Annotated in this window: 17 protein-coding genes; 13 read left to right on the top strand and 4 right to left on the bottom strand. The window is 66.9% G+C overall.

Annotated elements, in window-relative coordinates; translation table 11 throughout:
* Nucleotides 1–52 precede the first annotated feature (52 nt).
* The 5 genes from frr to ID132_RS08995 all read left to right on the top strand — a co-directional run bounded on the left by frr (nucleotide 53) and on the right by ID132_RS08995 (nucleotide 3,362).
* Complete coding sequence (gene frr / locus ID132_RS09015) at nucleotides 53–607, top strand: ribosome recycling factor (RefSeq protein ID WP_125107910.1); 555 nt, start codon at nucleotides 53–55, stop codon at nucleotides 605–607.
* Nucleotides 607–1,611: a phosphatidate cytidylyltransferase gene (locus ID132_RS09010; protein WP_193128404.1), complete on the top strand. Its 1,005-nt coding sequence runs from the start codon at nucleotides 607–609 to the stop codon at nucleotides 1,609–1,611. The genes frr and ID132_RS09010 overlap by 1 nt, the downstream gene beginning before the upstream one ends.
* Nucleotides 1,612–1,623: 12 nt before the next feature.
* On the top strand, nucleotides 1,624–2,190 hold the full coding sequence (locus tag ID132_RS09005) for a DivIVA domain-containing protein (protein WP_125107912.1): 567 nt from the start codon (nucleotides 1,624–1,626) through the stop codon (nucleotides 2,188–2,190).
* A gap of 101 nt (nucleotides 2,191–2,291) precedes the next feature.
* Complete coding sequence (locus tag ID132_RS13175; RefSeq protein WP_211198355.1) at nucleotides 2,292–3,071, top strand: aggregation-promoting factor C-terminal-like domain-containing protein; 780 nt, start codon at nucleotides 2,292–2,294, stop codon at nucleotides 3,069–3,071.
* 6 nt (nucleotides 3,072–3,077) lie between these two features.
* Complete coding sequence (locus tag ID132_RS08995; protein WP_193128403.1) at nucleotides 3,078–3,362, top strand: hypothetical protein; 285 nt, start codon at nucleotides 3,078–3,080, stop codon at nucleotides 3,360–3,362.
* Between the two features lie 34 nt (nucleotides 3,363–3,396).
* Here the strand turns inward: ID132_RS08995 and ID132_RS08990 are convergent, their stop codons facing one another.
* Together ID132_RS08990 and ID132_RS08985 are read right to left on the bottom strand one after the other, a co-directional pair.
* Entirely contained in the window at nucleotides 3,397–4,443 is a 1,047-nt protein-coding gene (locus tag ID132_RS08990; protein WP_125107915.1) for an AI-2E family transporter, read from the bottom strand.
* Between the two features lie 5 nt (nucleotides 4,444–4,448).
* Nucleotides 4,449–6,062 carry a DivIVA domain-containing protein gene (locus ID132_RS08985; RefSeq protein WP_193128402.1) on the bottom strand — a complete coding sequence of 538 codons (1,614 nt, stop codon included), beginning with the start codon at nucleotides 6,060–6,062 and terminating at the stop codon, nucleotides 4,449–4,451.
* 1,466 nt (nucleotides 6,063–7,528) lie between these two features.
* On the opposite strand from ID132_RS08985, the gene ID132_RS08975 reads away from it, so the two are divergent.
* The 4 genes from ID132_RS08975 to ID132_RS08960 all read left to right on the top strand — a co-directional run bounded on the left by ID132_RS08975 (nucleotide 7,529) and on the right by ID132_RS08960 (nucleotide 11,831).
* Complete coding sequence (locus ID132_RS08975; RefSeq protein ID WP_193128400.1) at nucleotides 7,529–8,671, top strand: hypothetical protein; 1,143 nt, start codon at nucleotides 7,529–7,531, stop codon at nucleotides 8,669–8,671.
* 10 nt (nucleotides 8,672–8,681) lie between these two features.
* Nucleotides 8,682–9,647 carry a co-chaperone YbbN gene (locus ID132_RS08970; protein WP_125107918.1) on the top strand — a complete coding sequence of 322 codons (966 nt, stop codon included), beginning with the start codon at nucleotides 8,682–8,684 and terminating at the stop codon, nucleotides 9,645–9,647.
* Nucleotides 9,648–9,837: 190 nt separating this feature from the next.
* Nucleotides 9,838–10,743: a dihydrodipicolinate synthase family protein gene (locus ID132_RS08965; protein ID WP_125107919.1), complete on the top strand. Its 906-nt coding sequence runs from the start codon at nucleotides 9,838–9,840 to the stop codon at nucleotides 10,741–10,743.
* Between the two features lie 116 nt (nucleotides 10,744–10,859).
* Nucleotides 10,860–11,831: an ornithine cyclodeaminase family protein gene (locus ID132_RS08960; protein ID WP_193128399.1), complete on the top strand. Its 972-nt coding sequence runs from the start codon at nucleotides 10,860–10,862 to the stop codon at nucleotides 11,829–11,831.
* Between the two features lie 60 nt (nucleotides 11,832–11,891).
* Here ID132_RS08960 and ID132_RS08955 read toward each other — a convergent pair whose 3' ends face one another.
* On the bottom strand, nucleotides 11,892–13,469 hold the full coding sequence (locus ID132_RS08955) for an alanine/glycine:cation symporter family protein (protein WP_125107921.1): 1,578 nt from the start codon (nucleotides 13,467–13,469) through the stop codon (nucleotides 11,892–11,894).
* 223 nt (nucleotides 13,470–13,692) lie between these two features.
* Here ID132_RS08955 and ID132_RS08950 point away from each other — a divergent pair, with 223 nt between their 5' ends.
* From ID132_RS08950 to ID132_RS08930, 4 genes are all read left to right on the top strand, one after another.
* Complete coding sequence (locus ID132_RS08950; RefSeq protein WP_125107922.1) at nucleotides 13,693–14,364, top strand: GntR family transcriptional regulator; 672 nt, start codon at nucleotides 13,693–13,695, stop codon at nucleotides 14,362–14,364.
* Nucleotides 14,365–14,456: 92 nt separating this feature from the next.
* Nucleotides 14,457–15,977 (top strand): FAD-dependent oxidoreductase, encoded by a 1,521-nt coding sequence (locus ID132_RS08945; protein WP_235988439.1) that lies wholly within the window; start codon nucleotides 14,457–14,459, stop codon nucleotides 15,975–15,977.
* Entirely contained in the window at nucleotides 15,977–17,440 is a 1,464-nt protein-coding gene (locus tag ID132_RS08935) for an NAD(P)/FAD-dependent oxidoreductase (RefSeq protein ID WP_125107925.1), read from the top strand. Before ID132_RS08945 ends, ID132_RS08935 begins: the two co-directional genes overlap by 1 nt.
* Nucleotides 17,440–18,441, top strand: coding sequence for a proline racemase family protein (locus ID132_RS08930; RefSeq protein ID WP_193128398.1), 1,002 nt, complete (start codon nucleotides 17,440–17,442; stop codon nucleotides 18,439–18,441). The genes ID132_RS08935 and ID132_RS08930 overlap by 1 nt, the downstream gene beginning before the upstream one ends.
* A 19-nt stretch (nucleotides 18,442–18,460) precedes the next feature.
* On the opposite strand, the gene glgB is transcribed toward ID132_RS08930, so the two are convergent.
* Nucleotides 18,461–20,644 (bottom strand): 1,4-alpha-glucan branching protein GlgB, encoded by a 2,184-nt coding sequence (gene glgB / locus ID132_RS08925; protein WP_125107927.1) that lies wholly within the window; start codon nucleotides 20,642–20,644, stop codon nucleotides 18,461–18,463.
* Nucleotides 20,645–20,680 lie beyond the last annotated feature (36 nt).

The following is a 20,680-nucleotide window of genomic DNA, read 5'->3' as shown; positions in this document are numbered from 1 at the left end:
CGCATCTCAGCCCTGCGTAGGATGGGGCTGATACGCACCGAAAGGAACCCCTGTGATCTCCGACGTCCTCGACGACACCAAAGAGAAGATGGAAAAGGCGCTCGAGCACGCCCATGAGGAGTTCGGGAACATCCGAACCGGGCGCGCAAACCCGGCGCTGTTCACCAAGCTCCTGGTCGACTACTACGGCACCCCCACCCCGCTCGGCCAGCTCGCTTCGCTCCAGCAGCCCGAAGCCCGCATGCTCCTCATTACGCCCTACGACAAGGGCGCGCTGAAGGACATCGAGAAGGCAATCGTTGCTGCCCAGCACCTCGGTGTGACCCCCTCGAACGAGGGTCAGATCATCCGTGTCACCATGCCGGAGCTCACGAAGGAGCGCCGCCAAGAATACGTGAAGATTGCTCGCGACAAGGCCGAGGAAGCGCGCGTCGCCGTGCGCAACATCCGCCGCAAGGGCATGACCGACCTTTCCGCGCTCGAGAGCGAGTTCGGTGAGGATGAGGTTGGCCGCGCCGAGAAGGAACTCGACAAGATCACGAAGGCGTACGTCGACCGCGTCGACGAGGCATTCAAGAACAAGGAAGCCGACCTGCTCGAGGTCTAGTGCCTACTACCTCCAGCGAGCACGAGGACGGGCGGGACGCGCAACAAGGCGCTACCCCGCCCGCGTCGCGCTCCCTGGAAATCGAGGCGGCACGCATCCGTCGCCAGGTGCGGCGCATCAACGATCAGGTCAACGAACGATCGGGTCGAAACCTGCTCAGCGCGATCGGCATCGCCGTTGTACTCATCGGGGCCGTGCTGCTCTCGCTGCTCATCGACAAGCGGCTGTTCATCCCGCTCGGCATGGCCATCGCCGTGCTCGTCGTCATGGAAGTCACGATCGCCATGCGGCGCGTGGGTCGTCGCGTGCCGCGCGTGCCCTCGGCCATCGTCGCGCTCGCGACCGTGCCGATTGCCTACTTCTTCCCGCCCTCGGTGTTCTGGGTCGCGTGCCTCGCCGGCGTCATGTTCGTCGTCGGCTGGCGGCTCGTCGAAGCGGGCATCCACCGCCTACAGCGCGGTCACATCGTGACCTCGAAGCGGCAACTCGCCATCGATGCGTCATCGACCGCCTTCGTGCACTTCTACGTGACGTTCCTCTCGTCGTTCACCGTGATGCTGCTCTCGCAGCCGCTCGGCGAGTTCTGGGTGCTCTCGTTCATCGCGGTCGTGGTCGCGGTCGACACGGGCGGCTATGCAGCCGGCCTGCAGTGGGGCCGCACGAAGCTCGCGCCGCGCATCAGCCCGGGCAAGACCTGGGAGGGCATCGCGGGCGGTGTTGTGCTCGGCACGCTCGTCGCCATCGCGGCCTGCGTGCTGCTGCTCGGTCTGCCGTGGTGGTTTGGCATCATCATGGGCGTCGCGCTTACCGTGACCGGTGTCTGTGGCGACCTCACCGAATCGATGATCAAGCGCGACCTCGGCGTGAAGGACATGTCGAACTGGCTCCCCGGACATGGCGGGTTTTTCGACCGGGTCGACTCGATGATCCCCTCTGGAGCCATGGCGTTTGCACTCTATTTCTGGTCAACGCCGCTAATGGAGTTTGCGCAGCGGCTCGGCTGAGGCAAAATAGCAATGATGAAGACTGAGGCGCCTTTCCCCCGAGCCCCGCGAGGGGAGTACGGTTATGACCCTGAAGAGGTCGACCGGGCTCTGCGCGTCGCCCGTGAGCGGTACGAGAACTTTGACAATGGCTCTGAGGGCAAGCGCCTGACGGCCAAGAGCATCCGCCACACCGCATTCACCATGCGCAAGCGCGGGTACTCCGCACCCCACGTCGATGCCGCGCTCGAGCGGCTCGAAGACGCCGTGGCCGTGCGCGAGCATGAGGAGCGCATCGCGCACCGCGGCCGTGACGAGTACATGGCCGAGATCAAGGACGCCGCACGCGCGGTGCTGAAGCGACTCGAGCGCCCCTCGGGTGACCGCTTCCGCCGCGTCTCGCTGCTGCAGCGGGGCTACTCGGTGGATGAAGTGGAGTCGTTCTGCAATCGCGTTGACGACTTTCTTCGCGGCAAGGCGTCGATGACGCTGCGCGAGGCCCGGGGCGTCGCGTTCACGTCGAAGCGTCGCGGCTACGAAGAGGGTCAGGTCGACCTGCTCATCGACGCCGTGGTCGATGTCATGCTCGCGATTCGCTAACGATTCCTGACCGCAAGCTGAACGCGCTATACCATTCCGTTGTCCCTTCGTAACCAATCCGTTATCGTAGACGGGTGCCAGTTACGAATGGAGAGCAGCAGATGACGGAAATCACGCGATCGGGGTCAACCCGAGCCGCCGTGCCGTGGGCAGTTCGCTCGTCGCGTCGCAACCGCAAGGTCACCTCGGTGGTCGCAGGATGCGCGCTGGCCGCAGTCGCCGCAGTGGGTATCGCGCAGCCGTTCCTCGCGGCGCCCGCTGCCACGCAGGCCGCTGAGTCGTACCAGCCTTCGCTGGCCGACATCACGAAGGCGAACCCCCAGAGCTATGTTTCGGAGCAGCCGACTTCCGGCGACTCCACCGACAAGGGCGACGACGCCGGTACCTCGACGTCGATCACCTCGGGCCGAAGCGACGTCACCGTCGAACTCGAGCCCGAGCCAGAGCCAGAGCCAGAGCCCGAGGTCGTCGAAGAAGACACGACGACCACCGACACCACGACCGAAGACACCACGACGAACGACTCGACGTCGACCGACACCTCGGGCGCAAGCGCCGACTACGTCGCGCCGTCCGCGGGTTCGATCAAGGAGACCGCCGCGTCAATGGCCTCGTCGCAGTACGGCTGGGGTTCCGACCAGTTCGCGTGCCTCGACAGCCTGTGGACCAAGGAGTCCAACTGGAACCCGAGTGCGTCGAACTCCTCGTCGGGTGCCTATGGCATTCCGCAGGCGCTGCCCGGCAACAAGATGGCGACCGCCGGTTCTGACTGGGCCACCAACCCCACCACGCAGATCGCCTGGGGCCTCGACTACATCGCGGCGCGGCACGGTACGCCGTGTGGCGCGTGGGCTCACTCGCAGTCCGTCAACTGGTACTAAGCAGACATGGGGCGCCGCAACTCCCGGCGTGACCGGGAGTTCGTCCCGCTCGACCTCGACCGCATCCGGGGCGGCCTTCGCCGCACCGAGGCGCGGCGAGGTCGTGAGTACACCGTGCAACAGGTGAGTGCCGAGCGAGCGCTCAAGGTGTACACCTGCCCCGCCTGCAACCTCGAGATCCCCATTGGCCAGGCACACGTTGTCGTGTTCAGCGCCGACAACATCATGGGTGACGATGCCGCCATCGCCGACCGCCGTCACTGGCACAGCCACTGCTGGCGCATCGCCTAGCACTAGCCCCGTCGCGGCACTGCCGCGGGCGGGGCTAGCGCTCGTTCTGGCGGGGGATGAGCACCTCTTTGATGATGATCATCAAGCTGGCCGCGACGGGGATCGCGACGAGTGCCCCGAGCAGGCCGAGGAGCGTGCCACCGGTAAGGGCGGCGATGACGACGATGGCGCCGGGGACCTGCACTGCGCGCGACATGACGCGCGGGGTAAGGATGTACGCCTCGACCTGCATGTAGACGACGTAGTAGATCGCGGCAATCCACCAGACGGGGGAGCCGGGTTCGAGCAACAGGAGCTGCGCGAGCACGATGATTGCCGAGGCCGAGATCGTACCGATCATCGGAATCATCGACCCGATGAACGCGATGACCGCGAACACCATTGGCATGGCCGCGCCGACGATCGACAAGAAGATGAACGTCAGCACGCCATTGACGAGCGCGAGTGTGACCATGCCGAGCACATACGCACCCACCGAGCCCGTGATGCGCTCTGAGAGCTCCGCGACGCGCGGCCGCGACGATGCCGGGCTGAGCTGGTAGAAGGCCCGCTTGATGCTCGGAAGGCTCGCTACAAAGTAAATCGTGAGGATCGTCACGATCATGGTGGCAAACAGACCGTTCACGATGCCGACACCGACCTGAAAGACGCCACCGGTGATGGCGCCGAGGTTGCCCTGCAGCCACGACGCGGCCTGCGCCACCATCGCCTGCACGTCGAGCGCCGGGAAAGTGACGGTGAGCCACTCGACGGCGTTCGAGTTGACGATGTCGCCGATGATCGCGCCGTACCGGGTCGAAATCTCGTTGACCTGCGCCGTGATCGAGGGCACGATCGCCCAGACCACGAGCGCGGCGACGACGATGACTCCGACGATCAGCACAAGCACCGCGGCCCAGCGGGGCCAGCGGCGACGCTCGAGCCACGAGATCGCCGGGTCAAAGCCGAGGGCGAGGAAGAGCGCCGTCGCGATGTACGTGAGCACCGTCGACAGCGACTCGACCATGCCGCCGAGCGTGAGCGCAATGAGCGCACCGAGGGTGGCGAGGAAACCGATCTTGAACGGATTCTCGATGCGCATCGTCGTTAGCCGTTCTGCGAGCGCGGGGCGCCGGTCTTCGGCGCAGAGTTCTGCTTAGTGCCAGTGCCCTGCTTCTGGGTGTTGCCCTGCGCGGGTGCCTGCGGCTCCTGGTTCTTCGACGACATGAGCGGCATGCGGCCGACGAGCTCGCGCATCTGCTCAAGGTAGGCCTCGATCTGGTCGCGCTCATCGCGCACGGCTGTGAGGCGCTGCTCAGCGGCCTGCTGCTCGGCGAGCGTGCGGGTCTCGAGCTCGCGAGCGCGCTCGCGGGCCTGCTTGTTCGAGTTCTCGAGCAGGTTGGCGGCCTGGCGCTCGGCGGCCTGCACGGTCTCTTGGGCGCGCTTGCGTGCATCCGCCGTGATCTTGCCGGCCTCGCGCCGCACCTGCTCGCTGCGCTGGTTGAGGTCGGCGAGCTGCTCAGTGGCCTCGTCGATCATGCGCTTCGCCGCGGCTTCGNGGCCGGCGACGACGAGCTGCTGCTCGAACTCGTTGCGCTTGGTCGTGAGCTCGACCTCCTGCGTGCTGCGGGCCTCGGCCAGCTCGCGCATGGTGGTTTCGCGCAGTTCGGCAAGTTCGGTAGTGATGCGCAGGCGCTCGGCCTCGAGTTCGCGTCGCTGGATGCCGGCGAGCTCGGCCGCGGCCACCTCGGCCTCGGCGCGGGTCTGCTCGAGCTCGCGGATGTGGTTCTCGCGCGCCGTCGCCAGCTCACGCTGGTGGGCCGACTTCGTCGCCTCAATCGAGTCGGCGAGTTCGGCGCGCTGACGCGCAACCTCAGCCGAGAGCGACTCGCGCTCGGCCGTCGTTTCGCGTGCGAACTTCGCCCGGGCCTCACCGAGCTCGTTCTCCTGCTCGGCGCGCTGCTTCGAAAGTTCGTTCTCGAGCGCGCCGCGGCGCTCAACCATCTCGCGCTCGAAAGCCTCGCGGCGCTCCTCGAGGTCCTGCTCGGTCGCCGAGCGGTGCGCTTCGAACTCGCGCTGCTGCTCGGTGAACTTGGCGAGCGCATCCGCCAGCTCGGTCTCTTGACGCTGGCGCTTCGTCGCGAGCTCCTGCGCGACGTCGGCGCGGTTCGCCTCGATCTCGCGGTCGACCGCGTGTCGACGCTCACGCAGCTCGCTCGTGACCTGGTCCTTCACGGAGTCGATCTCGCGCTCCTGGTTGATTCGCGTGAGCTCGGCCTCCTGCTTGGCATTCTCGACGAGCTGGTCGGCCGACGACTGCGCCTCTTGTGCGACCCGCTGCGCCGACTGGTCGGCCTCGCGGGTGACGCGCTCGGCGTAGTCGTTCGCGTCTTCGTGGATGCGCGCGGCGTTCTTGCGGGCGTCCGACACGAGCTTCTCCGACTCGCGCTGCGCATCCGAAACGATGCGCATTGCCTGCTCTTCGGCGGTCGATAGCGTCCCCGCGAGCTTGGTGCCGAGCCCGGCGTAACTCGGTGCCTCGGCTTCAGCGAGGTCGGCTTCGGTCTTCTTCAGGCGCTGCTCGAGCTCGGTGGTGCGCTGCTGGGCACGCTCGTACGCGGCCTGCGCCTGCGAAAGCTGCTGCTGGAGGTCGTTCAGCGCCTGGTCCACCTCTTCGCGCTGGTAGCCGCGCATTGCAGTGGTGAAGTTGAACGATTCCACGTGCGTGATCCTCCAAGGAGTAGTGGGTGCTGGCCCGAACCAGCAAGCATGACGTGATGAAAGTCTAGAGCGGCGCGGTTGAGAGCTCTGCAGATTCGTGCGAGTTCATGCGCGTCGCGAGCGTTCGCCCTGAACGAAGCCTGGTAACAATAGGGTCACAAATTGGTGAATGCGCTAGGCTGGACGCTTGTCCGTTTGCTGATTGCTGGTAGTTCGCGCGTGGCGTGCCCTCTCCATGCCGCCCGCGCACCTACGCTGCCGATAAGCAGTGGGCAACGAACGTTATCCGTGTATCCGAGACCCGAGGAGCCTCTCCGTGCGCTTCATCCTTGCGGCCGTAGCCTTCGTGGCGAGCGTGGTCGCGCTTGTCGTCGGAGGAATTCAATTCGTTGGCGCCGCGCAGGCGACGACCGTGACTGCCGACGGCACCACCGACAGCGGTGCTCCCGTCATCGTCATCAACGACGACGTCTTTTCGTCACGAGCCGGCCTGCAGGACATCCGGATCGAGGGCGATGGCGCGATCAACGTGATCATCGGTCGCACGAGCGACATCGAGGCCTGGGTTGGTGACGCGCGGCACGACGAGGTGACGCTCGACGAAGATTCGACTCACTCGCGCGAACACATCGGCTTGAAGTTCACCGAGTCGGGCACCGAGGAAACGGTGCCGAATCCCATCGGCAACGACCTTTGGTACGAGGAGCACGAGGGCGAGGGCTCGGTGCAGCTCAGCACGGTCGTCGCGCCCGGCTACTCGATGCTGATTACCTCTGACGGCGACAATCCTGCGCCCTCGACAGTTTCGGTGACCTGGCCCCTCGGTGGCTACGCCCCGATGTCGGGTCCGCTGCTTGTGATTGGCGCCGTACTGTTTGTGCTCGCACTCGCACTGCTGTGGTGGGCACTCGCGCACCGCCGCCGCGTCAAGCGTCAGCTCGCGTCGGCGACGCGCAAGCGTGGTCGTTCGGCAGCGGTCGCGGCCGCCGGCGCGGATGCGAATGGTGAATGGTCGGTCGTGCCCTGGGACGACGAGGTTGCCGAGGCTGCGCAGCTTCGNCCGACAACGTCGCGGCCGGCGGTGAGCTCGTCGTCGACGAGGATGCGCCGATCGAGTTCCCTGTCGAGCCCGCGACCGCGCCGGTGCCGGTATCGCCTGAGCCCGTCGTGACGGAGCCGGTTGCGTCGGAGCCGGTCGTGGAGGCTGTTGAAGAGCCCCCCGTCGAAGCGACAGCCTTCGACGAGCCGTCCGATGTAGCAGCGTCGACCGAAGAAGTCCCCGTTGTCGAGGACACTGCGGAACCCGTCGAGCCGGTTGAGCCCGAGCTGGCCGACGCGCCGAACTCGGCGTTCGCGCCGCCGAGCGAGGCATCTTCGGATACTTGGACCGCCGCCGAACTCGGCGATGCGTCGGAGCCGGTGGTTNCGAGCCCGAGCCCGAGCCCGAATCGGCGCCCGCGCCGGAAGTGCCAGCGGCGCCCGCATCCGACGACGATTCGAAGTGGCGCCGCCCGCGCGGTCGCAACCGTTCGAGCGCGCCGCGGCGGTCATTCCTCATTGCGCCCGTCGCGATGGTGGTCGGCTTGACCCTCGCCGGTTGCGCGCCGCAGTACTGGCCCGCTGAGTGGACGAACGCCGAGCTGCAGCCCACTGGCACCGCGACGTCGACGGTCGACGCGGCCCTGCTCGACGAGGGGGCACATCCGCCCGCACTCAACATGGAGCAGATTCAGAACGTTGTGACGGAGGCGGCAGACCTCGCGAACCAGGCCGACGGCGAGCTCGACGCATCGGTGCTCGAGCCTCGGTTCGAGGGCGACGCCCTCGCCGAGCGCATTGCCCTCTACAAGGCGAAGAAGGCTGACAGCGAGCTGCCCAGTCCGGCAGCGTTCCCGACCGGAGATGTCGTGTACGCCGTGCCGGAGTCGACCGACGAGTTCCCGCGCACGATCTTCGTGGTCGTCAACGCGAACGCTGACGCCTCGGAGGCGCCGTTCGGTGTCATGCTCGTCCAGGACACCGCTCGTGACAACTTCAAGGTCGCGTCACTGACGCAGCTCGCGGCCAACGTGAGCCTGCCCGAGTCTGCCCCGACGAGCATCGGCTCGGCGAGCATCCGCGATCTGCCGGGCGACCTCGTCGTTGCCCCAAGCGACCTGGCGGGCGCGTACGCCGATGTGATCGCCAACGGCAGCGACTCGCAGTACGCGTCGCTGTTCTCGGCCGAGAACGACACCCTGCGCTCGCAGGTGAACCAGGAGTACCGCGACGCGCAGACCGAGGCACTCGACCCCGAGGCGACCGACGTTGAGTTCAAGTACGAGGGCACCGACACCGCGCCTCTCGGCATGGTGAGCCTCGACGACGGCGCGATCATCGCCGTGTCGATCAACGAGATCGAGACGGTCAGCGCGGCGAACGACCGCGCACGCATCACCGTGTCGGGTGCGACTGCCGCGTTGTCGGGTATCGAGACAACCGAGTACGGTTTTACTCGCACCTACACCGATCAGCTGCTGTTCTACGTGCCTTCAGCCGAGACCGGTGGCGAGGTGCAGTTCCTTGGAGTCTCGCAGGCGATGACCAGCGCCAGCGAGCTCAGTGAGTAGGAGGATGTAAATGACCCAGCCGAACGCCGCCTCGTCGCAACCCCAGCCCGAGATTTCGCTGCAGGGTGCCGTTGATCTGTCTGGCCTCGGCCAGGCACCGGGCGCCGCGCAACCGCAGCAGCAGGCCGGCCCGCCCGCGGGCGAGGCGCTGCTCTCGCTGCCGGACGCGGTCGTGAACGGTGGCGAGGCCGACCTCGAGCAGTTTGCGGCGCTATCGCAGCGCATGCCGGTGCTCGTCGAGATGCACTCGGCATCGTCACCCGACTCGCAGGCGCTCTCGCCGGTGCTCGCGGAAATCGTGCGGTCGGCGGAAGGCCGCCTGGTCTTGCTGCGGCTCGACCTCGACGCGCATCCGACGCTCGGCAACCAGGCGCAGGTGCTTGCGCTGCTCGGTGGCCGCCCCGCGCCGTTGTTCGCGGGAAACCCGCCGAAGGACCAGCTCGTGCAGGTGATCAGCGAGGTCCTCGCGGTCGCCGCGCAGCAGGGACTCACGGGCTACGTCGAGCTCACCGGTGAGGGGGAGGACGCCGCCGAAGAGGCTGCGCCAGCCGAGCCGCCGCTGCACCCGCTGCACCAGGAGGCGAAGGATGCGCTCGAGCGCGGAGACATCGCCACCGCGAAGGCGGCGTACGAGCGCGCGCTCGCGGACTCGCCCGCCGACGACGACGCCAAGGTAGGCCTCGCGCAGGTGAGCCTGCTCGAGCGATTGCAGGGCAAGACACTCGAACAGATCCGATCGGCCGCGGCCGAGAACCCGAGCGACATCGACGCGCAGTTCGACGTCGCCGACCTCGACCTCTCGGGCGGGCACGTCGACGACGCGTTCAACCGGCTGCTCGGCCTGTTCACCAAGGTCGACGCCGATGACAAGACGCGCGTGCGGGAACGGCTCATCGAGCTCTTCGACGTCGTCGGGGCTGACGAGCCTCGCGTCGTGCGCGCTCGCCAGCGGCTCACGAGCCTGCTCTTCGCGTAGTCGAACCGACACTAAGGCAGGAGGGTGTGGCCAGGAGGTCACACCCTCCTGCTCCGTTGATCGGGCATTTTCTGCAATTTCTGGCTGTGGGTAGCGGAAAGCGGATCAGTAATATATTATTCAAAGCGTTAGGTAATATATTACTGAGCGATGGTCGCCACGCGCCTTGACAGCTCGGAAAGGAACCCACATGTCTGAGAACAAGAAGCCATGGCACGGAGTGCTCGTCGCTTCGGCGCTGCCCCTCAACGAGGACCTTTCGGTGAACTACGACAAGTTTGCCGAGCACGTCCAGTTCCTCGCCGAAAACGGTTGCGATGGCATCGCGCCGAACGGCTCGCTCGGTGAATACCAGAACCTCACCGCGGAAGAGCGCGCAAAGGTCGTCGAGGTTGCCATCGACGCCGCTCCCGAGGGATTCGTCGTCATGGCCGGCACCGGTGCCTACGGCTCCATGGAGAGCCGCCGCTGGGCCGAGCAGGCCGCTGAGGCCGGCGCCCAGGCCGTGATGCAGCTGCCCCCGAACACGTACCGCGCCAACGACGAGCAGGTCTTCGCGCACTACGAAGAGGTCGCCAAGGCTGGCCTGCCGGTCGTCGCCTACAACAACCCGCAGGACACGAAGGTCGACCTCAAGCCGGCCCTCGTGGCTCGCCTCCACGAAGCTGGCTTCATCGTCGGCATCAAGGAGTTCACTGGTGACGCGCGCCGCTCGTACGAGATCAAGGAGCTCGCGCCCGAGATGGACATCCTCATCGGCACCGACGACTCGGTGCTCGAGGTTGGCATTGCCGGCGCCGTCGGCTGGGTTGCCGGTTACCCGAACGCGATCCCGCAGAGCACCGTTGAGCTCTACCGCCTCGCGACCTCGGGTAAGCCCGAGAATTGGGCGAAGGCCCGCGAGATGTACGTCGACCTCCACCCGCTGCTGCGCTGGGACACGAAGACCGAGTTCGTCGAGTCGATCAAGCTGTCGATGGATGTTGTGGGCCGCTACGGCGGACCCAGCCGTCCGCCGCGCCTGCCGCTCGCCGACGAGGTGCGCGCGAAGATCATCGCCGACACCGAGGCCGTGCTTGCCAAGGGGTACAAGTAAGCCCTGCCGCTTGACCTTTCGGAGCCCGTCAACCGCCTCGGTTGGCGGGTTCCGTTTTGTCGTTCGGCGAGGTGTGTGATGCAGTCAGTCAGAACAACCGAAGGAGAGATTTCACGATGAGCAGCATTCCCTATGTCTCGGGGCCGGATGTGCGCGAAGCGCTTCCCTGGGACGTCGCGATCGAGGGTGTCNAAGCCGCCCTTCGCGGCGGCGTTGACCCGGAGGCGGATGGGCCCCGCATCTTTGCTCCCACGCCCAACGGCGAGTTTTTGATCATGCCCGCGATCGCCCCCGAGGTGATGGGGGTGAAGGTGCTGACGGTGTCGCCCGACAACCCGGCACGCGGGCTCGAGAAGATTCAGGGCCTTTATCTGCTCTACGACGCCGACACCTCCGCGCCCCTGTGCGTCATGGACGGCATCGAGGTGACGGCCGTACGCACGCCAGCGGTCACGCTCACCGGGCTGCGCGCACTTGCGGCCGCCGCGCCCGCGGGTGACGAATTGCCCGCGGCGCCCACGGTGCTCGTGTTCGGGGTCGGCATCCAGGGCATCAACCACATCCGTGCCGCGAAATGGGCGTGGCCCGACGCCCGATTCCAGGTCGTCGGCCGTCGACCCGAGCGTATCCAGACCGCGATCGACACTCTCGCCACCGAAGGCATCGACGTAGCCGATGCGAGCGGTGACGTCGACCCCGCGGTGCGCGCTGCCGACGTCATTATCACGGTGACGTCGTCGAGCACTCCGGTGTTCGACGGCAGCCTCGTGCGCGGGGGAGCGCTCGTCGCCTCGGTGGGGCAGCATGGGCTCGATGCCCGCGAGGTCGACGCCGAGCTCGTGCGGCGGTCTGACGTCATGCTCGAGAGCCGCGCCGGCATGTTCCGCGAGGGCGGCAACATCATTCCGGCGCGCAGCCTCGACGAGTGGGAGCAGCTGCAGCCGAGCAACATCCGGGATGCGGTGCGGGGGGAGTTCACGCGCACGACCGGCAAGCCCGCGCTCTACACCGGAGTTGGAATGTCGTGGGAGGACCTCGTGCTCGCGGGCATCGTCTACCGCGGCCAGCAGTCCGAGTTGGCTGAGTAGCCAAGTCGGATGAACAAACGTAANTGGCCAACGCATCCGAGCCCCCTAATGTTGTTGTCGCTAGCTGTCGCCTGGCTTGCGGTCAGACAAGCCGGCCTTGCCCTGCTCGAGCTCGTCTTGCAGCTCCTTGGTGAGGTGCCGACGCTCTTCGGTCGGGATGGGGGTCGTGGCGCTCGGGGCCAGCCAGAAGTCGGCGCCGGTGATGCCGTGGTCCTCGGGGTGGAAGACCGGATCCTTGCCCGCCCTGCGCTGTCGTTCATAGTCGCGGTAGACCTTCCGCACGACGGGCAGCAGCAGGACGATGCTCGCCATGTTGATGAAGCCGAGCACGACGTAGCCGATGTCGCCCGCGGCCCACATCATGTCGGCGGAGATCACGCCGCCGACGAACGAGATGACGAGCGAACCGATCTTGAGTACCCACAGGGCAGCGTTGTTCACCTTCTCCTTCGTGAGGAAGATGAGGTTCGACGAGGCGATGTAGTAGAACGCGACCTGGCTCGTGAAGGCGAACAGGAAGATTGCGACGGCGACGAATGCCGAACCGAAGCCGGGGAAGACGGTGTCAATCGCGGCCTGCGCATTCGCGCCGCCGGTCACGAGGTCGGCCGGGATGCTGCCCTGGTGGATCAGCTCGCCGGCGGGGGTGATGACGTTGAACGAGTCGGTCGCGACGATGAGCAGGCCAGTGGCCATGCAAACGAACAACACGTCGACGTAGATCGAGAAGGCCTGCACGAGGCCCTGCTTGCCGGGGTGGCTGACCTTGGCGGCGGCCGCGCCATATGTGCCCTCACCGACGCCCGCGACCGAGGTGAAGATCGCGCGGCGGATGCCCCAAGTGATTGCGAAGCCGAGGATGCCGCCGAACACTTCGTGCGCGCCGAATGCGCTCGAGAGGATCACGCCGACGGTCTCGGGGATCGCCTGGAAGTTCCAGAAGATGACGACGAGCGCGACGATGATGTAGCCGGCTGCCATGAACGGCACGATGAGCTGTGCGACGTTGACGATCCGCTTCGTGCCGCCGATGATCACGAGGCCGAGCAGCACGGTCACGATTGTCGCGGTGATCCAGGGTTCGACGCCGAAGGCGTACTCAACGCTCGACGAGATGTTGTTTGACTGGATGCCCGGCACGAGGAAGCCATAGGCGAGGAACGCGACGAGGGCCGCGACGACCGCGAGCCAGCGCAGCTTGAGGCCGTGGTAGATGTAATACGGAATGCCGCCTCGGTGCTCGCCGTCAATGCGACGCTTGTACACCTGGGCGAGGGCCGACTCAGCGTAGGAGCTGGCCGCGCCGAGCAGGCCGGTCACAGCCATCCAGAAGATGGCGCCGGGGCCGCCGGCCGCGATGGCGGTCGCGACGCCCGCGATCGCGCCGACGCCGACGCGGCTCGAGAGAGTGAGCGAGAGTGCCTGGAAAGAGGAGACGCCGCCGTCCTCGTCCTTGTTTCCGCCGCTCGTGATGAGGCGGATCATGTCGGGGAAGCGGCGGACCTGTGTGAACTTGAAAACGATGGTGAATAGCAGGCCGAGCGCGAGCGCAAGATATGCGAGCCACTCCCAGCCGATATTGCCGATGGTCTGGAGTACGCCCGTGAGCGACTCCATGAATCCTGATAGCCCGTCCATTTGGTTCCTTCACGTCGTCGTGGTGTGCCTGGAGTCGGAGCCGTCATGCCACTGGGTGAGCAGGCGGCTTGCTGATTAATATGTGACATATTACAAGTGGCTGTCAAGTTGTCGAGGGTTTTTCCGTGAATTTCTTTACGTTCGAAATTGCTCGAAGTGGGCGGTGCCGTGTCACGCGGTACCATTGGGCAGCCGCGTGGACAACCTGAAGGAGCGTGATCGCATGGCCTTTTCTATTGCTGCCGATGTTGCGAGCCGCCCGAGTCTGCGCGCGCAGGTCGAGCGAGCGCTGTCGGCCGCGATCGTCTCTGGCCAACTGGCGCCGGGGGAGTTGCTCACGGTGCCCACTCTGGCGGTAAAATTCGAGGTCTCGGCGACGCCCGTGCGCGAGGCGCTACTCGATCTTGCGCATCGTGGGCTCGTCGACCCGGTGCGCAACAAAGGTTTCCGCGTTACTGAAGTGTCGGATGCGGAGCTCGAGTCGCTCGCGAAGATTCGCCTATTGCTCGAGCCGCCGAGCATGCGCGACCTCGCGCCGAAGTTTGACCTCGCGCGCGAGGCTGAGATGCGCGAGCTCGCCGACCGCATTACCCAGGGTGCGAAGGATGTCGACCTCAAGCTCTACCTCGAGGCCGACGTCGAGTTTCATTCGCGCCTGACGTCGATGCTTGGCAATGCGATGCTGACACAGCTCGTCGACGACCTGCGCACGCGCGCGCGACTGTCAAACCTGCAGCGCATGGCTGAATCGGGACACCTCGATGCCTCGGCCGCTGAGCATCACGAGCTCGTGGATGCCCTGGTCGCGCACGACATGGACCTCGCTGAAGAGATCATGCGCCGTCACGTCGGCCACACGGTCGGTATCTGGGCTGGGCGCGACGAAACCGAGTAGCCCTCTGCTCGGTGGGGCTGCTTGCGAAGCGTGCATCCCACGCTTTAATGTGTGACATATTACTCACGCAGAAGTGACATCAGGGAGCGAATATGGCTTTTGACGTCGTCGTCATTGGCGCGGGCATTGTCGGCGCTGCCTGCGCCCACGCACTCGCGACCCGCGGCGCATCCGTCGCCGTGCTCGATCGCTCGCTCCCCGCATCCGGCACGAGCAGCCACTGCGAGGGCAACCTACTCGTCTCAGACAAGGGGCCGGGTCCGGAGCTCGACCTCGCCCGGCACTCGCTCGCGATGTGGCCGACGCTTGCGCGCGAGATCGAGGATGAACTCGGTCCGGGCATGCCATCGCTCGAGTTCGAGCCGAAGGGCGGCATCGTCGTGACGACGACCGAGTCGGGCGCGCAGCCGCTGCTCGAGTTCGCGGGGGAGCAGCGTGCGGCGGGCATCGACGCGCGCGTGCTGACGATCGACGAGGCGCTCGAGCGCGAGCCGTGGCTCAACCCGGAGTGCACCGCCGCGGTGTACTACCCCGAAGATGCGCAGATCCAGCCGACCATCGCGACCGAGGGCTTGCTCGCGGTCGCGAAGAAGCACGGCGCGCAGGTATTCGCGCGCACCGAGGTGACGGGGCTCGTTCGCGACGCCGCGGGCGCGGTCGCGGGCGTCGAGACGAGCTCCGGCCAGATCGCCGCAAAGTCGGTCGTCGTGGCCGCGGGACCGTGGACCGGGCAACTCTCGCAGCGGCTCGGCGCGCCCGTGCCGATCGCGCCGCGTCGCGGCAACGTGCTCGTCACCTCGCGCATGCCGCACCGTGTGTTTCACAAGGTCTACGACGGCGACTACTTCGGCGCGACGCAGTCAGCCGACGCGGCGCTGCAGACGGCCGCGGTGATCGAATCATCGCAGGCCGGCACCGTGCTCATTGGCTCAAGCCGCGAGCAAGTCGGCTTCGACGAGTCGATGCGGGCCCGCGTGCTGAGCGAGATGGCGCAGAAGGCGCTGCGGGTGTTTCCATTCCTCGGGGAGGCGAGCATCATGCGCAGCTACGGCGGCTTCCGCCCCTACATGCCAGACCACCTGCCCGTCGCGAGCGACGACCCGCGCGTGCCGGGACTCTTCGTCGCCTCGGGTCACGAGGGCGCCGGCATCGGCCTCTCGGTCGTCACCGCCGAGATCNCTCGCCGCGCGCATCCTCGGTGGCACCCCGCGCAGCTCGTTCGGTCCGATCGAGACTGCGCCCTTCGATCTGCGCCGCCCCTCGCTCGCCAGCTACCTCAAGGAGGCCGCATGACCGCTCGGCTCATCCGCGCCGAAGACGATCCGATCGAGCGCCGTGCGTCCGCGCGCCTCACGGCGACGTTTGACGGCAAGCCACTCGAGGGTGAGGCGGGCCAGACCGTGGCCGGGCTGCTGCTCGCCAACGGCATCGATTCGTGGCGCACGACGAGCGTCAACGGCCGACCCCGTGGCCTCTTCTGCGGTATCGGCGTCTGCTTCGACTGCATCGTCACGGTGAACGACGAGCGCGACGTGCGCGCGTGCCAGCGCCGGGTGCGGGATGGCGACGTCGTCTGCCCGCAGCACGACGAACTTCCGGAGGTGAAGCACTGATGGCGGGGGAACACTCACGCAATCGGCACGTGGTGGTTGTCGGTGGCGGGCCGGCGGGTCTTGCCGCGGCCGCGGCCGCGATCTCGGCGGATGCTCGGGTCACCCTGCTCGAGGCGGGCGACGAACTCGGCGGGCAGTTCTGGCGGCACCTGCCCCAGGAGCGCGCCGGCGCGCAGGAGGCGCGGCTGCACCACAATTGGGCGACCTACACGCGGCTGCGCGAGACCGTGCTCGGCTCGGCGAGCTGCAAGGTGCTGACGAACGCACAGGTCTGGTCGCTCGAGCACGACCCGACCGGCCACATTGTGCTGAACATCGCCCGCGGCACGGTTGACTCCGGCAACCGAGAGACCTTCCAGTTGGAGCCGGATGCGCTCGTGCTCGCGACCGGCGCGCACGACCGCACGCTGCCGTTCCCCGGCTGGACGCTCCCCGGGGTTTTCACTGCGGGCGCGGCGCAGGCGTTCGCGAAGAGTGAGCGCATCGCCCTCGGGCAGAAGGTCGTCATCGCCGGTGCTGGGCCGTTCCTGTTGCCAGTGATGACCTCGCTCGTGTCGGCGAACGCGAACGTTGTCGGCGTCTTCGAGGCGAACCCGGTCCGCAACCTGGGCGGCTGGGTTGTCGACCGCCCCTGGAAGCTCGCTGGCGCATCCCACAAGGCGGGCGAACTGCTCGAGTACGTCGGCGCGCACGTGCGCCACCGTGTGCCGTACAAGACCGGCCGCGCCGTCATCGAGGCGCATGGCACCGACCGCGTTGAGGCCGTCACCGTTGCGAAGGTCGACCGTAGTTGGCGCCCGATCAAGGGTACCGAGCGGTGCTACGAGGCCGACGCGGTCTGCGTGAGCCACGGCTTCACGCCGCGCATCGAGCTCGCGATCGCCGCCAGCTGCGACATCTCGCCGCAGAAGTTCGTGCGCGTCGATGACACTCAGCGCTCGAGCGTCGACGGCGTCTACGCCGCGGGTGAGATCACCTCGATCGGCGGCAGCGACGCGGCCCTCTACGAGGGGCAGATTGCGGGCCACTGCGCTGCCGGCGGCGACGTCGTCGACCCCGAACTGCGTCGCGCGGTGCGACAGCGCGCCACCTTCACCCATTTCGCCGGCCGCCTCGAGGCCGCCCACGGTATCCGCCCCGGATGGACTTCATGGCTCAGTGACGACACGACGCTCTGCCGCTGCGAAGAGACGAGCGTGAAGAGCTTCCGCGACGCCGTCGCGGTGACGGGTTCGGCGGGCATCCGATCGACGAAGCTCACGACGCGGGCCGGCCTCGGCATCTGTCAGGGGCGCATTTGCGGCCGCAACGTCGAGGCGCTGCTCGTGGAGGCGACCGGCGATGCCGTCGGCGACGGCGCACGCACCGACCGGCGCCCGATCGTCGCGCCCATCCGCCTCGCCGACCTCGCCACCGCTGGCGCCGCGGCACCCACCAACAGCACCGAAGAAAGCGATAGCTGATGCGTTCGAAACTCCTGTTCTCTGCCGTTGACTCACACACCGAGGGCATGCCGACGCGCGTCGTCACGGGCGGATTTGCGCCGATCCCCGGCGAGACGATGAACGACAAGCGCCTCTACTTCCAAGAACACCTCGACCACCTGCGCCGGCTGCTCATGACCGAGCCGCGCGGCCACGGCGCCATGAGTGGGTCGATCGTCATGCCGCCGACCCGTGAGGACTGCGACTTTGGCGTGCTCTACATCGAGGTCTCGGGCCTATTGCCGATGTGCGGACACGGGACGATCGGTACCGCGACGGTGCTCGTCGAGACCGGCATGGTCGAGGTCGTCGAGCCCGTCACCACCATCCGCCTCGACACCCCCGCCGGCCTCGTCATCGCGCGCGTCGCGGTGTCCGACGGCCACGCCGACTCGGTCACGATCGAAAACGTGCCGAGCTACACCGAGCGGCTGGATGCGCAGGTCGAGNTGCCGGGGCTCGGCACGGTGCCGTACTCGCTCGCGTTCGGCGGGAACTTCTACGCGATGGTCGACCTCAACGACGTCGGCATCGAGTTTGATCGAAAGAACCAGCAGCAGATTCTGCAGGCCGGCCTGAAGATCATGGACGCGATCAACGCGACGCAGCCGCCGAAGCACCCGACGATCGAGGGTCTCGACCACGTGCACCACGTCGAGTTCATCGCACCCGGCTCGACAGCCGAGTACTCGCGCCACGCCATGGCGATCTACCCCGGCTGGTTCGACCGCTCGCCCTGCGGCACCGGCACCTCGGCCCGCATGGCCGAGCTCTACAGCCGCGGCGAGCTGCCGCTCGAAACCGACTTCATCAACGAGTCGTTCATCGGCAGCCAGTTCACCGGCCGCCTCATCGCCGAGACCAAGGTCGGCGAATACGACGCGGTCATCCCGACCATCACCGGCCGCGCGTGGGTGACCGGCATCGGCCAGTACCTGCTCGACCCGAGCGACCCGTTCCCCGAAGGGTTCGAGTTCTAGTTGTTCGTGTGCTGCGCGGCTATTCGTCGCGCAGCAGGAACGTCGCGCCCAACGGCGGGATGCGCAGTGCGGCCGAGTGCGAGAAGCCGTTGCAGCCGTCGGCCTCGAGGCGTACCTCGCCGTTCGTGACGCCGCCACCGCCGAACGCGATGTCGTCGGAGTTGAGCACCTCGCGCCAGTTACCCTCGGGCAGCCCGAGGCGGTAGTTCTCGAGCGGCTGGTTCGAGAAGTTGTGGATGCACGCGATGACGCCGCCCGAGCGGTCGCGGCGCAGGTAGGCGAGCAGCGAGTTGTCGCTGTCGCCGCCGCTGATCCACTGCAGGCCCGAGGGCTCGTTGTCGAGTTCCCAGAGTGCCGGCACGTCGCGGTAGAGCTGGTTGAGCTCGGCGACGTAGCGCTGGATGCCCGAGAACGTCGGGTTGTCGAGCAGCCACCATTCGAGGCCGCGGGCCTCGCTCCACTCCTGCGTCTGGCCGAACTCCTGGCCCATGAACAGCAGCATCTTGCCCGGGTGGCTCCACTGGTACGAGTAGAACGCACGCAGGTTCGCGGCCTTCTGCCAGTCGTCGCCCGGCATCTTCGTGAACATCGAGCCCTTGCCGTGCACGACCTCGTCGTGCGAGATCGGCAACACGTACTGCTCGCTCCACGCGTAGACGAACGAGAACGTGAGCTCGCCGTGGTGCCACTTGCGGTGAATCGGGTCTTTCTCGAAGTAGCGCAGGTTGTCGTTCATCCAACCCATGTTCCACTTCAGCCCGAAGCCGAGCCCGCCCATGCTTGTCGGCTTTGTAACGCCGGGGAAGCTCGTCGACTCCTCTGCGACCATGACGATGCCGGGGTTGCGCTTGTAGGCGGTCGCGTTGACCTCCTTGAGGAAGTCGATCGCCTCGTAGTATTCGCGGCCGCCGTCCTTGTTGGGTAGCCAGTCGTCGCGCGAGTAGTCGCGGTAGAGCATCGAGGCGACCGCGTCGACGCGCAGGCCGTCGATGTGGAACTCCTCGAGCCAGTAGAGCGCGTTCGCGACCAGGAAGTTGCGCACCTGCGAGTTGCCGAAGTCGAAGACGTGCGTGCCCCAGTCCTGCTGGTCTCCGAGGCGCGGGTCGGGGTGCTCGTAGACCGGCTGGCCGTCGAAGCGGGCGAGAGCAAACGCATCCTTCGGGAAGTGCCCGGGCACCCAGTCCATCAGCACGCCGTAGCCCGCCTGGTGCAGGCGGTCGATGAGGTAGCGCAGCTCGTCGGGCGTGCCGAGGCGCGACGTCGGCGCGTAGTAGCCCGAGACCTGGTAGCCCCATGAGCCGCCGAAGGGGTGCTCGGCGAGCGGCATGAACTCGACGTGGGTGAAGCCCATCTCGTCGAGGTAGTCGATGAGCTCGTCAGCGAGCGAGCGATAGCTCAGGCCCTGGCGCCACGACATGGCGTGCAGCTCGTAGACGCTCATGGGGGAGTTGTGGGGGTCGCGGGTCGCCCGCGAGGCGAGCCAGTTGTCATCGCCCCACTCATACTGCGAGGCGGCGGTGATGACGGATGCGGTGTTCGGCGGCACCTCGGCCGAGCGGGCGAGCGGGTCGGCCTTGTCGATCCACGTGCCCTCAGCGGTGCGGATCTGGAACTTGTACGAGTGCCCCGCGGTGACGTCGGGAATGAACAGCTCCCACACGCCCTGCTCGTTGAGCTTGCGCATCGCGTGTCGCGCGCCATCCCAGTCGTTGAATGAGCCGACGACGCGAATCGCCGCGGCGTGCGGGGCCCAGACACTGAACGCCGTGCCGCGCACCGCATCCATCACCCGCTCGTGCGCTCCAAACGAGCGCCAGAGCTCCTCGTGCCGGCCCTCGCCAAACAGGTAGAGGTCGGTGTCGCCGAGGGTGGGTAGGAATCGGTATGGGTCTTCGGCCACGTCGGTCGTGCCGCCGCCGTAGCGGGCCTCGATGCGGTAGGGCTGCAGCCCCTGCTCGTGCACGCCCGCCCAGATGCCGTGCGCGACGTGGGTGAGCGGCACGCGCCCACCGTCGGCGAGCAGCACCGTGACCGAGTCGGCGAGCGGGCGGCGCACGCGAACGCACACGCCGCCGCCGTCGAGCTCATGCTGACCGAGCACGCCGTGCGGGCCCGAGTGGCGCCCCTCCGAGAGTGCGAGCAGCTCCCCGTCGGGGATGATCGGCCCGAGATTCGGCTGGGTGGATGCGGTTGGCGTGCTCATGACTGCGGCGTCTCCTGTACGGGGTGGATCGGGCGA

The sequence above is a fragment of the Gulosibacter sediminis genome (genome assembly GCF_014904065.1).
GTDB lineage: Bacteria > Actinomycetota > Actinomycetes > Actinomycetales > Microbacteriaceae > Gulosibacter > Gulosibacter sediminis.
This window is presented reverse-complemented; position numbering and strand designations above follow the sequence as displayed.

Excerpts from the sequence above, each read along its gene's own strand:
- ID132_RS09005 (WP_125107912.1), top strand. The coding sequence starts at position 1,624 with ATGATGAAGACTGAGGCGCCTTTCCCCCGAGCCCCGCGAGGGGAGTAC.
- ID132_RS13175 (WP_211198355.1), top strand. The coding sequence starts at position 2,292 with ATGACGGAAATCACGCGATCGGGGTCAACCCGAGCCGCCGTGCCGTGG.
- ID132_RS08995 (WP_193128403.1), top strand. The coding sequence starts at position 3,078 with ATGGGGCGCCGCAACTCCCGGCGTGACCGGGAGTTCGTCCCGCTCGAC.
- ID132_RS08990 (WP_125107915.1), bottom strand. The coding sequence starts at position 4,443 with ATGCGCATCGAGAATCCGTTCAAGATCGGTTTCCTCGCCACCCTCGGT.
- ID132_RS08970 (WP_125107918.1), top strand. The coding sequence starts at position 8,682 with ATGACCCAGCCGAACGCCGCCTCGTCGCAACCCCAGCCCGAGATTTCG.
- ID132_RS08965 (WP_125107919.1), top strand. The coding sequence starts at position 9,838 with ATGTCTGAGAACAAGAAGCCATGGCACGGAGTGCTCGTCGCTTCGGCG.
- ID132_RS08955 (WP_125107921.1), bottom strand. The coding sequence starts at position 13,469 with ATGGACGGGCTATCAGGATTCATGGAGTCGCTCACGGGCGTACTCCAG.
- ID132_RS08950 (WP_125107922.1), top strand. The coding sequence starts at position 13,693 with ATGGCCTTTTCTATTGCTGCCGATGTTGCGAGCCGCCCGAGTCTGCGC.
- ID132_RS08935 (WP_125107925.1), top strand. The coding sequence starts at position 15,977 with ATGGCGGGGGAACACTCACGCAATCGGCACGTGGTGGTTGTCGGTGGC.
- glgB (WP_125107927.1), bottom strand. The coding sequence starts at position 20,644 with ATGAGCACGCCAACCGCATCCACCCAGCCGAATCTCGGGCCGATCATC.